This is a genomic window from Pseudomonas sp. B21-036, assembly GCF_024748925.1.
Classification (GTDB): domain Bacteria; phylum Pseudomonadota; class Gammaproteobacteria; order Pseudomonadales; family Pseudomonadaceae; genus Aquipseudomonas; species Aquipseudomonas palmensis.
The window spans coordinates 424,570-437,276 of record NZ_CP087178.1; the positions used below are offsets into that span (position 1 = coordinate 424,570).

General features: G+C 65.6%; 12 protein-coding genes. 7 read left to right on the top strand and 5 right to left on the bottom strand.

The window, feature by feature from the left end; all coding sequences use genetic code 11:
* Position 1: 1 nt before the first annotated feature.
* Positions 2-1,159 (bottom strand): murein transglycosylase A, encoded by a 1,158-nt coding sequence (locus LOY33_RS01960; RefSeq protein WP_054915759.1) that lies wholly within the window; start codon positions 1,157-1,159, stop codon positions 2-4.
* A 131-nt stretch (positions 1,160-1,290) separates the two neighbouring features.
* Here LOY33_RS01960 and LOY33_RS01965 point away from each other — a divergent pair, with 131 nt between their 5' ends.
* The gene (locus tag LOY33_RS01965) at positions 1,291-1,734 is read left to right on the top strand and encodes a cytochrome c (RefSeq protein WP_173925103.1); all 444 of its coding nucleotides are present in this window, start codon (positions 1,291-1,293) and stop codon (positions 1,732-1,734) included.
* Positions 1,735-1,832: 98 nt separating this feature from the next.
* Here LOY33_RS01965 and LOY33_RS01970 read toward each other — a convergent pair whose 3' ends face one another.
* The 4 genes from LOY33_RS01970 to LOY33_RS01985 all read right to left on the bottom strand — a co-directional run bounded on the left by LOY33_RS01970 (position 1,833) and on the right by LOY33_RS01985 (position 6,258).
* Positions 1,833-2,228: a DUF1090 domain-containing protein gene (locus LOY33_RS01970; RefSeq protein ID WP_043863604.1), complete on the bottom strand. Its 396-nt coding sequence runs from the start codon at positions 2,226-2,228 to the stop codon at positions 1,833-1,835.
* A gap of 59 nt (positions 2,229-2,287) precedes the next feature.
* The gene (gene ligB / locus LOY33_RS01975) at positions 2,288-3,940 is read right to left on the bottom strand and encodes an NAD-dependent DNA ligase LigB (protein WP_104573009.1); all 1,653 of its coding nucleotides are present in this window, start codon (positions 3,938-3,940) and stop codon (positions 2,288-2,290) included.
* Between the two features lie 112 nt (positions 3,941-4,052).
* Positions 4,053-5,243, bottom strand: a complete 1,191-nt coding sequence (gene metK / locus LOY33_RS01980; protein ID WP_058541623.1) for a methionine adenosyltransferase — start codon at positions 5,241-5,243, stop codon at positions 4,053-4,055.
* Positions 5,244-5,262: 19 nt separating this feature from the next.
* Positions 5,263-6,258: a metalloregulator ArsR/SmtB family transcription factor gene (locus LOY33_RS01985; protein WP_043863601.1), complete on the bottom strand. Its 996-nt coding sequence runs from the start codon at positions 6,256-6,258 to the stop codon at positions 5,263-5,265.
* Positions 6,259-6,515: 257 nt separating this feature from the next.
* On the opposite strand from LOY33_RS01985, the gene tkt reads away from it, so the two are divergent.
* From tkt to fba, 6 genes are all read left to right on the top strand, one after another.
* The gene (gene tkt / locus LOY33_RS01990) at positions 6,516-8,513 is read left to right on the top strand and encodes a transketolase (protein WP_043863600.1); all 1,998 of its coding nucleotides are present in this window, start codon (positions 6,516-6,518) and stop codon (positions 8,511-8,513) included.
* A gap of 150 nt (positions 8,514-8,663) precedes the next feature.
* A complete protein-coding gene (epd, locus tag LOY33_RS01995) occupies positions 8,664-9,731 on the top strand; it encodes an erythrose-4-phosphate dehydrogenase (protein WP_043863599.1) in 1,068 nt (355 codons plus the stop codon).
* 12 nt (positions 9,732-9,743) lie between these two features.
* Entirely contained in the window at positions 9,744-10,907 is a 1,164-nt protein-coding gene (locus LOY33_RS02000) for a phosphoglycerate kinase (RefSeq protein WP_043863598.1), read from the top strand.
* A gap of 32 nt (positions 10,908-10,939) precedes the next feature.
* Complete coding sequence (locus LOY33_RS02005) at positions 10,940-11,158, top strand: hypothetical protein (protein ID WP_043863597.1); 219 nt, start codon at positions 10,940-10,942, stop codon at positions 11,156-11,158.
* 51 nt (positions 11,159-11,209) lie between these two features.
* Complete coding sequence (locus LOY33_RS02010) at positions 11,210-11,536, top strand: MliC family protein (RefSeq protein ID WP_043863596.1); 327 nt, start codon at positions 11,210-11,212, stop codon at positions 11,534-11,536.
* A gap of 100 nt (positions 11,537-11,636) precedes the next feature.
* On the top strand, positions 11,637-12,701 hold the full coding sequence (fba, locus tag LOY33_RS02015) for a class II fructose-bisphosphate aldolase (protein ID WP_043863595.1): 1,065 nt from the start codon (positions 11,637-11,639) through the stop codon (positions 12,699-12,701).
* Positions 12,702-12,707: the final 6 nt, after the last annotated feature.

Sequence of the window (12,707 nt, forward strand, 5' to 3'; positions counted from 1 at the left end):
GCTACTTGCCTTCCACCTGCGGCACCACCGGCAGTGCCGCGCCCTTGGGCCACAGCAGCCAGATCTGACCCTGCTGCTTCATGTCCCCGGCCAGAGCGCCGGCCTCGCTGCCGGTACCCCAGAACAGATCGGCGCGCACTTCGCCGGTGATGGCCCCGCCGGTGTCCTGCGCGGCCACCGGGCGTACCACCGGAGCGCCGTCCGGGCGGGTGGTCGACAGCCACAGCAGGCTGCCCAGCGGGATCACCTTGCGGTCGATGGCCACGCTGTAGCCGGCGGTCAGCGGCACGTTCAGCGAACCGCGCGGGCCTTCGTTGCTGTCCGGGCGAGTACTGAAGAACACGTAGCTGGGGTTGCTGGCCAGCAGCTCGGGCACGCGGCTCGGGTTGGCCTGGGCCCAGGCGTGGATGCTGCCCATGGTCACGTCTTCCTTCTTGAGCTGGCCCTGCTCGACCAGCCAGCGGCCCACCGGGCGATACGGGTGGCCGTTCTGGTCGGCATAGCCCACGCGCAGCTGCTGCCCACTTTCGAGCTGGATGCGCCCGGAGCCCTGGATCTGCAGAAACTGCAGGTCCATCGGGTCGGTCAGCCAGGCCAGCACCGGCGCCTTGACGCCTTGCTGCTGGATCACCCCGGCGGTGTCGTAGGGCTTGAGCACGCGCCCGTCCAGGCGACCGCGCAGGCGCTTGCCCTTGAGTTCGGGGTAGATACTGTCGAGCGCCACCACCACCAGGTCATCGGGGATGCCATACACCGGCACGTTGGCCGTGGCGGTACGGGTCATGCTGCCGGGGTACACCGGTTCGTAGTAGCCGGTGATCAGGCCGTTGGCGTTGTTTTCGGCCGAGCGCAGGCCGTACACCTCGAGCTGCGTCTGCAAGAAGCCACGCACCTGGGTGGCGTCGTCGGGCACCTGCACCGCAGCAGCGCAGGGGGTGGCCCAGACCGGATCGTTCTTGAGGCGCTCGCACGCGCTGCGCCAGGCATTGAAGCCGGCCAGCAGGTCGCTGTCGGAGACCTTGGGCAGGTCTTTCCAGGTGGCTGGGCTGTAGGTGGCGAGCGGGTGCGGTGCGGATTTATCCGGGGCGCTGCCGTTGCAGCCGACCAGCAGGGCCAGCAACGCGGCGGTCAGGCCAAGGCGGCTCAGGGCGGTTTTCATGCGGGGTAGTCCTCTACGGTGTGCCTGGCGTTCAGGGCGGCCAGGCAACCCTTGTTTTTGGTAGGGGTATTGGTGTTTGCCGGCAAGGCGGGGATACTGGCCGCCTTTTTCCGTGTGCCGAGCCAAGCATGATGTTCAAGCGAATGACTGTGATCCTGGTGGCCTGCCTGGCCCTGAGCGCCTGTGGCGGTGTCGACCCCAACTCGCCGTTGGGCCAGCGCAAGGCGATTTTCAAGCAGATGCTCAAGACCAGCGAAGACCTCGGCGGCATGCTGCGTGGCCGGCTGGCGTTCGACGGGCAGAAATTTGCCGATGGTGCGGTGAAGCTCGACGCGTTGTCGCACCAGCCGTGGCAGCATTTCCCGCAGGTGCGCGAGGAGGACAGCAGCGCCACGCCCGATGTGTGGCAAAAGCAGGCGCGCTTCCAGGAGCTGGCCCGGCAGATGGAGCAGGTGACCGGCGAGCTGGTCGCCCAGACCCGTACCCAGCCATTGGAGCCTGCGGCGGTCGCGGCCCCGATGGGCAAGGTGGAGGCGGCGTGCAAGGCCTGTCATACCGAGTTTCGCAATCATTGATGGGGTGAGCTGGCCGACCTTTTCGCCGCAGGGCCGGCTCCTACAGGTGGCGCGCTGTACGTAGGAGCCGGCCTTGCCGGCGAAGGGTTCAACGCGGACTACTTCTCCAGCTCATCCAGCGCCTGTTGCAGTTCCTTCTTCGACTCGGCCAGTTTGTCCTTGCGCTTGTTGATCTTGTCGGCGTCGCCTTTCTTCATGGCCTTGTCCAGGTCCTTGGTGCGCTGCGTCACTTCATGACGGGCATCCAGCACCTTCTGTTCACGCTGTTTCTTCAGGCCGGCATCGGTGCAGTGCTCGGTCACTTCGCTCAGGGCCTTCTCGAGGCCGGCCTGCTGGGCGCTGTTGCCGTGGGCGCGGGCCTGTTCGATCTGTTCGCTGATCGCCTGCTTCTTGGCAGCGCAGCCGGTCAGGCCGGGTTGTTCCTCGGCAGCCATCAGCGAAGTGGCGAGCAGCGAGCAGGCGGCGAACAGGGCAAGCGGGGAAAGCAGTTTCATAGTGGCTCCGTGGTCGCGGGCTTGGCAGAAACCCATGATGCTGCCCTGATCCGACAAATTTAGAAACCCTCGATTGTATGTTCACGTAACCGCGCCGCCAGGGCCTGCACCTGCGGGTGAGCGAAAAAGGCCAGCAACTGGCCGGCACGGTGGGCACCCACGCCGGGCTCGGCCTGCCATTGCGCCGCATCGCGGGCAGCCAGTGCGGCCCAGGTGTCCCCCGCTGCCAACGCACGCGGGGCCGGCATACCCAGGGCTCGCGCCCAGGTGGCAAAGGGTCGCTGACGGGCCTGTTCGAGGGCGGGGTACAACGGATGTTCGGCGGGCAGTTCCAGCACATCGGCCAGTGTGCGCAACTGGCCGGCGTCGACCAGGCGCTCCCAGCTGGCCGGCCCGGCACCTGGGAGTGCCAGGCCCTGCTTGCCGCCCAGCCATTGCAACCTGGCCAGGAACTGCTGACGACACCCGGCGCTCAGCTCCCAGCAGCTCAACGGATGAAACGCATCGGCCGCCGGTACCTTCATCTCACGCCGTTCGAGGGCGCGGTGCACCACGCCGTCCAGACGGGGAATGGTCAGGCCTGCCAGGCTGATCGCCACCTGATCGCCCGGGCGAATGTCCAGTTGCTGCCAGCGTCTTAGCGAGCCCACGCTGACCTGGCGCACCGTGCGGTCATCCAGCTGCACCGGTGCCAGTTGCAGCACCGGGGTGATGCGACCGGTGCGCCCCACGTTGAACTGCACGCGTCGCACCTCGGCCAGTACCTGGGCGAAGGGGTATTTCCATGCCGCTATCCAGTACGGCGCCCGGGCCTGCCAGCGCTCGCCGGGCGGACGCCGGCCCTGGCGCAGCACCACACCGTCGCTGGCGAATGGCAGTGGCGTGCGGTACCAGTGCTGGCGCCAGTGGGCGGCCTGGTCGAAGGTCTGCACCGGCTGGCTGAACGCCTCGCTGTAGGCAAAGCCCAGGGCGCTCAGGCGTGCCAGGCGCTCGCGCTGGTCCAGGGGGCCCTGCGGCCAGGCCCAGGCGAACAGCTCGACCACCGCGCCCTGCGCGGGGGTGAGCTGCTTGCGCGCCAGCAACCCGGCGACGTTGCCGCGGGCATTCCGGCTGCCCGCTGCGGCCTGCACATGCCCGTCCAGGCGCCAGAACAGCTCGCCTTGCAGTATCAGGTCCAGAGGTTCGGGCAACGTGTGGGGGAGGGCGCCCAGTGCCGGCAGGTGGCGGCTCCAGTCATGCCCGTAGGCGCCGTCGCCGCGGCTGATCAGGCGCACCAGCCGGCCCTTTGCATAGACCAGCGTGGCGGCCACGCCATCCACCTTGGGTTGTACCCAGAGGTCCTGCTTGCCGTGCATCCAGGCGCGCACGGCGGCTTCGTCGGGCAACTTGTTCAGGCCGGTGTGGGGGATGGGGTGGCGCAACGGGCCGGTGGCGGTTCCGAGCGGGTCTGCCGGGGGTGCACCGGTGCCGGGGAAGCAGGCTTGCAAGTGTTGCAGGCGCGCCCGGCTCTGGTCGTAGAGCTCGTCGCTGATCAACGCGACGCCCAGGCGATGGTAATGATCGTCCCAGTCGGCCAGGCGCTCGCCCAGCTGCTTGAGTTCGCTTTGCGCCACTGCCGGTGGCCAGTCGGGGCAGGGCCGGGCGAGGGCGGTGGTTGGGGTACAGGCGAGCGTGCTGGCGAACAGCAGGCCGGACAACAGCTTGAAGGGCATGGCGAGCGTCCTTGCTCGGCGGGTGGAACTTCAAGCCTAGGCAAGAAAAAGCCCCTGCCAGTCGCCTGGCAGGGGCTCTTGTTTACCGGGTGTTGCTTGTACCGGGTGTTGCTTACAGCCCGGCGGCCGCGCGCAGCGCGTCGACACGGTCGGTGCGTTCCCAGGTGAACGTGGTGAAGGTGTCGTCGCCCACGGTCTTGACCTGCGGGGTGCGGCCGAAGTGACCGTAGGCCGCGGTTTCCTGGTACATCGGGTGCAGCAGGTCGAGCATGGTGGTGATCGCATACGGACGCAGGTCGAAACACTCACGCACGATCTGGATGATCTTCTCGTCGGCAACCTTGCCGGTGCCGAAGGTGTTCAGCGAGATCGAGGTCGGCTGGGCCACGCCGATGGCGTACGACACCTGGATTTCGCAGCGCTCGGCCAGGCCTGCGGCAACGATGTTCTTGGCCACGTAGCGACCGGCGTAGGCGGCCGAACGGTCAACCTTGGACGGGTCCTTGCCGGAGAAAGCGCCACCCCCGTGACGGGCCATGCCGCCGTAGGTGTCGACGATGATCTTGCGGCCGGTCAGGCCGCAGTCGCCCACCGGGCCACCGATGATGAAGTTGCCGGTGGGGTTGATGTGGAACTGGGTGTCCTTGTGCAGCAGCTCGGCCGGCAGCACGTGCTTGACGATCAGCTCCATCACGCCTTCGCGCAGGTCGGCGTAGGACACGTCCGGGTTGTGCTGGGTGGACAGCACGATGGCGTCGATGCCCACCACCTTGCCGTCTTCGTAGCGGCAGGTGACCTGGGACTTGGCGTCCGGGCGCAGCCACGGCAACAGGCCGGACTTGCGCGCTTCGGCCTGACGCTGCACCAGCTGGTGCGAGAAGCTGATCGGGGCTGGCATCAGCTCCGGGGTTTCGTTGCTGGCGTAGCCGAACATCAGGCCCTGGTCGCCCGCGCCCTGGTCTTCAGGCTTGCTGCGGTCAACGCCCTGGGCGATGTCTACCGACTGCTTGCCGATGATGTTCATCACCGCGCAGGTGGCGCCGTCGAAACCGACGTCGGAGCTGTTGTAGCCGATGTCGACGATCACGTTGCGCACGATGTCTTCGAGGTCGACCCAGGCCGAAGTGGTCACTTCGCCGGCGATGATGGCCACACCGGTTTTCACCAGGGTCTCGCACGCCACGCGGGCGAACTTGTCTTCGGCGATGATGGCGTCGAGCACCGCATCCGAAATCTGGTCGGCGATTTTATCCGGATGCCCTTCAGACACGGACTCGGAGGTGAAAAGGGAGTATTCGCTCATCTCGACGGGTTCCTAAAATTTACCGATGGTGAGTGTCGCCAGGTGGTCGCTGAAAGTGGCGAACCTGAATCTGGAAACCATTACGTAAGCCCACATAGAGGCTGTCCTCGGGAACCAGCCCCGCGGCGCTGGCCCAACGGGCCAAATCATCCTGTTCAAAGCCCAGCCAGAGATCGCCGCACGCCTGGCGCGCCCAGCTCTGGTCGTGGCTGCACAGTTCTGTTACCAACAGGCTTCCGCCTGGTCTGACACGCTTGGCCAGGTGCCCGAGGGCCTGGGCAGGCTCGCTGAAATGGTGCAGCACCATGTTCAGCACCACGCAGTCGGCCTGTACATCCGTTGCATGCAGGGCATCGGCCAACAGCAGTGTTACGTTAGCCAGGCGCTCGCGCTGGCACACCTGGCGCGCCAGCTCGAGCATGGTCGGGCTGTTGTCCAGGGCGGTGACGTGGGTGAAGCGCCGCGCCAGTTCGGGCAGAAACTCGCCATCGCCGGGGCCGACCTCCAGGGCGCTGGCCAGCGGGTCGAAGCTGAGCTTGTCGAGCAGCGCCAGCAGGCTTTCGCGGTACTGCGCCAGGCCGGCGATCAGGTCCTGCTGGGCGCGGAATTTCTCTTCCACACGCAGGAAGAAGTCCTGGCTGGTGGCGGCCCGGCGCACCTGCACCTGGCCGATGCGCGCTTGCACCTCGGCCGGCAGTTCCAGCGCGTCGACCTCCTCCAGCAGCGCCCCGTGCAGCTTGCCGCCCAGGCGCTGGCTGTCGGGCAGTGCGCGGCGATAGAAGATCGCGTTGCCTTCGCGCCGGGTGGCCACCAGGTCGGCCTGGGCCAGTACCTTGAGATGGTGGCTCATGCCCGACTGGCCGATGGCGAAGATCTGCGCCAGCTCCAGCACCCCGAACGAATCGCTGGCCAGCGCGCGCAGCACGTTCAGCCGCAGCGGGTCGCCGCCGGCCTTGCACAGGGCAGCCAGCGCGTCGCTTTGCTCGGGGTCGATGGAGGGGGCGTGAAGGTTCATGGGCGGCAGTCTAGTCAGCGTGCAGCGGCCTCGCAAGTTCTATATCAAAAAGTTTTGATATTGCTCGATGGACGGGCCCGGCCCGGCATGGCAGGCGACAATTTCTGCCGTTTTGTCGGCGCAACACGGGATTAGTCGCTCAATCGCACTAAAAACGTCCCTCATCGACCATCCGTGATTGCCCCCGGGCACGTGCCTGGGCGAAAATGGCCGCCTTTTTCCGTTCGTTAATATTCAAGCCCCCCAGGAGACAAGCGATGCCCAGCCGTCGTGAGCGTGCCAACGCCATTCGTGCCCTCAGCATGGATGCCGTGCAAAAAGCCAACAGCGGCCATCCCGGTGCCCCGATGGGCATGGCGGATATCGCCGAGGTTCTTTGGCGTGACTTCTTGAAGCACAACCCGAGCAACCCGCACTTCGCCGACCGTGACCGCTTCGTGCTGTCCAACGGCCACGGCTCGATGCTGATCTACTCGCTGCTGCACCTGACCGGCTACGACCTGTCGATCGACGACCTCAAGGCGTTCCGTCAACTGCACAGCCGCACCCCGGGCCACCCGGAATTCGGCTACACCCCAGGCGTCGAGACCACCACCGGCCCGCTGGGCCAGGGTCTGGCCAACGCCGTGGGCTTTGCCCTGGCCGAAAAAGTGCTGGGCGCCCAGTTCAACCGTCCAGGCCACGACGTCGTCGACCACCACACCTATGTGTTCCTGGGTGATGGCTGCATGATGGAAGGCATTTCCCACGAAGTTGCTGCACTGGCCGGTACCCTGGGCCTGGGCAAGCTGATCGCCTTCTACGACGATAACGGTATCTCCATCGACGGCGAAGTCGAAGGCTGGTTCACCGACGACACGCCGAAGCGTTTCGAAGCCTACCACTGGCAGGTGATCCGCAATGTCGACGGTCACGACCCAGAAGAGATCAAGACCGCCATCGAGACCGCGCGCAAGAGCGCGCAGCCGACCCTGATCTGCTGCAAGACCACCATCGGCTTCGGTTCGCCGAACAAGGGCGGCAAGGAAGACTGCCACGGCGCGCCACTGGGCGATGCCGAAATCGCCCTGACCCGCCAGGCCCTGAACTGGAACCACGGCCCGTTCGAGATCCCGGCCGACATCTATGCCGAGTGGGATGCCAAGCAGGCCGGCGCCGCCGCCGAAGCCGCCTGGGACCAGCGCTTTGCTGCCTACGCCGCAGCCTTCCCTGAACTGGCCAGCGAACTCAAGCGTCGCCTGAGCGGCGAACTGCCAGCCGACTTCGCCGAGAAGGCTGCCGCCTACATCGCCGAAGTGGACGCCAAGGGCGAAAGCATCGCCAGCCGCAAGGCCAGCCAGAACACCCTGAACGCCTTCGGCCCGCTGCTGCCGGAGTTCCTCGGTGGCTCGGCGGACCTCGCCGGCTCCAACCTGACCCTGTGGAAAGGTTGCAAGGGCGTCAGCGCCGAAGATGCCAGCGGCAACTACATGTACTACGGCGTGCGCGAGTTCGGCATGACCGCCATCATGAACGGCGTTGCCCTGCACGGCGGCCTGGTGCCTTACGGCGCGACCTTCCTGATGTTCATGGAATACGCCCGCAATGCCGTGCGCATGTCGGCCCTGATGAAACAGCGCGTGATCCACGTCTACACCCACGACTCCATTGGCCTGGGCGAAGACGGCCCGACTCACCAGCCGATCGAGCAGCTGACCAGCCTGCGTACCACGCCGAACCTGGACACCTGGCGTCCGGCCGACGCGGTCGAATCGGCCGTGAGCTGGAAGCACGCCCTGGAGCGCAAGGACGGCCCTTCGGCGCTGATCTTCTCGCGTCAGAACCTGCAGCACCAAACCCGCGACGCCGGCCAGATCGCCGACATCAGCCGTGGTGGCTACGTGCTCAAGGACTGCGCAGGCGAGCCTGAGCTGATCCTGATCGCCACCGGTTCCGAAGTGGGCCTGGCGGTGCAGGCGTTCGACAAGCTGACCGAGCAGGGCCGCAAGGTGCGCGTGGTATCGATGCCATGCACCAGCGTGTTCGATGCCCAGGACGCCAGCTACAAGCAGTCGGTTCTGCCACTGCAGGTGGGCGCGCGGATTGCCATCGAAGCTGCCCACGCCGACTTCTGGTACAAGTACGTGGGCCTGGAAGGCCGCGTCATCGGCATGACCACCTACGGTGAGTCGGCGCCGGCTTCGGCACTGTTCGAAGAGTTCGGCTTCACCCTGGAAAACATCCTGGGTACGGCTGAAGAGCTGCTGGAAGACTGATAAAACCAGTTGGAGCGGCGTTGAACCCGTCGCGGGTCAAGCCCGCTCCCACAGGGATCACGAGTGTCCTTGTGGGAGCGGGCTTGACCCGCGATTGCCGCGACTCGGTTCCTGCAGGTTGCAGATAACATTCTGTTCCGTGAGCATCCCATGCCCCAACCGCGTCCCTACAAAGTTGCACTCAACGGCTACGGCCGCATCGGTCGTTGCGTCCTGCGCGCACTCTTTGAGCGGGGGGCCAGCGCGGGCTTCGAGATCGTTGCACTGAATGACCTGGCCGATCAGGCCAGCCTCGAATACCTGACACGCTTCGACTCCACCCACGGGCGCTTTCCCGGTGAGGTCAGGGTCGACGGCGATTGTCTGCATATCAATGGCGACTGCGTCAAAGTACTGCGCAGCGCCACCCCCGAAGGCATCGACTGGGCCGCGCTCGACGTCGACCTGGTGCTCGAATGCTCCGGGGCCTACAACACCCGCGCCGACGGCCAGCGTTTCCTCGACGCCGGCGCACCACGGGTGCTGTTTTCCCAGCCGATGGCCAGCGAGGCGGATGTCGACGCCACCGTTGTCTACGGCATCAACCAGGATTGCCTTGAAGGCGGCGAACGGCTGGTATCCAACGCCTCCTGCACCACCAACTGCGGCGTGCCGCTGCTGCGTGTGCTCGACCAGGCCTTCGGCATCGAGTACGTGCAGATCACCACCATCCACTCGGCAATGAACGACCAGCCGGTGATCGATGCCTACCACCACGAAGACCTGCGCCGCACCCGTTCGGCGTTCCAGTCGGTGATTCCGGTGTCTACCGGGCTCGCGCGGGGTATCGAACGCCTGCTGCCGGAACTTGCCGGGCGAATCCAGGCCAAAGCGGTACGCGTGCCGACGGTGAACGTGTCGTGCCTGGACATCACCCTGCAGACCGCCCGCGATACCACCGCGGCCGAAGTCAACCAGGTGCTGCGTGAAGCGGCCCTGAGTGGCCCGCTCAAGGGGTTGCTGGCCTACACCGAACTGCCCCACGCCAGCTGTGATTTCAACCATGACCCACATTCGGCCATCGTCGATGCCAGCCAGACCCGCGTTTGCGGCCCCCGCCTGGTGAACCTGCTGGCCTGGTTCGACAACGAATGGGGGTTCGCCAACCGCATGCTCGACGTCGCCGAACATTTTCTGCGCGTCGTGGACTCAACCAGCACCACTCGCAAACAGCCCTGAAGGACTGCATTCATGACCGTTTTGAAGATGACCGACCTCGATCTGCAAGGTAAGCGCGTACTGATCCGCGAAGACCTCAACGTGCCTGTGAAGGACGGTGTGGTCAGCAGCGACGCGCGCATCCTGGCCTCGCTGCCGACCATCAAGCTGGCCCTGGAGAAGGGCGCGGCCGTGATGGTCTGCTCGCACCTGGGGCGCCCGACCGAAGGCGAGTTCTCGGCCGAGAACAGCCTCAAGCCGGTGGCCGACTACCTGAGCAAGGCGCTGGGCCGTGAGGTGCCGCTGGTGGCCGACTACCTGGGCGGCGTGGACGTGAAGGCCGGCGACATCGTGCTGTTCGAGAACGTGCGCTTCAACAAGGGCGAGAAAAAGAACGCCGACGAACTGGCCCAGCAATACGCCGCCCTGTGCGACGTGTTCGTGATGGACGCCTTCGGTACCGCCCACCGTGCCGAGGGCTCGACCCACGGCGTGGCCAAGTTCGCCAAGGTCGCCGCTGCCGGTCCGCTGCTGGCCGCCGAGCTGGATGCACTGGGCAAGGCCCTGAAGGCCCCTGCCAAGCCGATGGCCGCCATCGTCGCCGGTTCCAAGGTATCGACCAAGCTGGACGTGCTCAACAGCCTGAGCCAGGTGTGCGACCTGCTGATCGTCGGTGGCGGCATCGCCAACACCTTCCTGGCCGCTGCCGGCCACCCGGTGGGCAAGTCGCTGTACGAAGCCGACCTGATCGACACCGCCAAGGCCATCGCGGCCAAGGTCAACGTGCCGCTGCCGGTGGACGTGGTGGTGGCCAAGGAATTTGCCGAAAGCGCCACGGCTACCGTCAAGCTGGTGGGCGAGGTGGCCGAGGACGACATGATCCTGGACATCGGCCCGCAGACCGCCGAACAGTTCGCCGAGCTGCTGAAGTCGTCCAAGACCATCCTGTGGAACGGCCCGGTGGGCGTGTTCGAGTTCGACCAGTTCGGCAACGGCACCAGGACCCTGGCCAAGGCCATCGCCGACAGCGCCGCGTTCTCGATTGCCGGCGGTGGCGACACCCTGGCGGCCATCGACAAGTATGGCGTGGCCAGCCAGATCTCCTACATTTCTACCGGTGGCGGTGCATTCCTCGAGTTCGTCGAGGGCAAGGTGCTGCCGGCGGTGGACGTGCTGGAACAACGGGCCAAGGCCTGACTCGCTCAGCCTGGCAAAGGGAGTGTGGCCTGATGGTCAAGCGGTTGCCTGTGTTTATCCTGGCCGGTCTGCTCAGCGCCTGTGCTGGCAGCCCGGAGCCTGCGGCGGATGCCCCCGGCAAGCCGAAGGGCGGTTGCTACCAGTCGCAGTGGCAGGCAGAGACCGTGCCGGTGATCAACAAGAGGCTCGGCCCGGACGGGCTGGAGAAGTATGACGAGGAACACCAGCGCCAGGCCCCGGGTTGCCCTTGATCGGTTCGAGGCAACCTGTTGGCCGGTTCGTGGTCTTCTAGAGGATATTCGATGAAAAGCGTTGTAGCCCTGATGGCCCTGGTTCTGATGGCAGGTTGCGCAAGCCTCAAGCCAACCCCGGCCCCGACCGACAACTGGACCCGCTGGGTCTGTGACAGTCAGGCCGAGGTACTGTGGCGGTTTGCCGATGCCAGCCAGGAAGAGGTGGATGTACGCCTTGGTGGCGGCGATCAGGTCTACCGGCTCAAGCCGGAGCCCGGTGCGTCGGGTGCGCTGTACAGCGATGGCGTGCTGGCCCTGCACACCAAGGGCGATGAAGGCCTGGTGTACTGGGTAGCGACCAACGATTTGATAGGGCGGGGCTGCAAGGCACCGTGACTGGCCGGGCCGACCGCTGTCGGCCCACACTACTTGAATAGCAACCGCCGCTGCGGCAGGCTTGCACGAAAAACGACGCTTGTCGGGAGAGAGATACACAATGGCACTCATTAGCATGCGCCAGATGCTGGACCACGCCGCCGAGTTCGGCTACGGCGTTCCGGCTTTCAACGTCAACAACCTCGAGCAAATGCGCGCCATCATGGAAGCCGCCGACAAGACCGACTCCCCGGTGATTGTCCAGGCCTCGGCCGGTGCCCGCAAATACGCCGGTGCGCCGTTCCTGCGCCACCTGATCCTGGCGGCGATCGAAGAATTCCCGCACATCCCGGTGTGCATGCACCAGGACCACGGCACCAGCCCTGACGTGTGCCAGCGTTCGATCCAGCTGGGCTTCAGCTCGGTGATGATGGACGGCTCCCTGGGCGAAGACGGCAAGACCCCGACCGACTACGACTACAACGTGCGTGTCACCCAGCAGACCGTGGCCATGGCCCACGCCTGCGGCGTTTCGGTAGAGGGCGAGCTGGGCTGCCTGGGTTCGCTGGAAACCGGCATGGCCGGTGAAGAAGACGGCATCGGCGCCGAAGGCGTGCTGGATCACAGCCAGATGCTGACCGACCCTGAAGAAGCTGCCGATTTCGTCAAGCGTACCCAGGTCGATGCCCTGGCCATCGCCATCGGCACCAGCCACGGCGCCTACAAGTTCACCAAGCCGCCTACCGGCGACGTGCTGGCGATCGACCGCATCAAGGAGATCCACAAGCGCATCCCCAACACTCACCTGGTGATGCACGGTTCGTCTTCGGTGCCGCAGGAGTGGCTGGCGATCATCAACCAGTACGGTGGCGACATCAAGGAAACCTACGGCGTACCGGTTGAAGAAATCGTCGAAGGCATCAAGTACGGCGTGCGCAAGGTCAACATCGACACCGACCTGCGCCTGGCGTCCACCGGTGCCATGCGCCGCCTGATGGCCACCAACCCGAGCGAGTTCGACCCGCGCAAGTTCTTCGGTGAAACCGTCAAGGCCATGCGCGACGTGTGCATCGCCCGCTACGAAGCCTTCGGCACCGCCGGCAACGCCTCGAAGATCAAGCCGATCTCCCTCGAAGCGATGTTCCAGCGCTATGCCAAGGGCGAGCTGGCCGCCAAGGTCAACTAAGCCTGG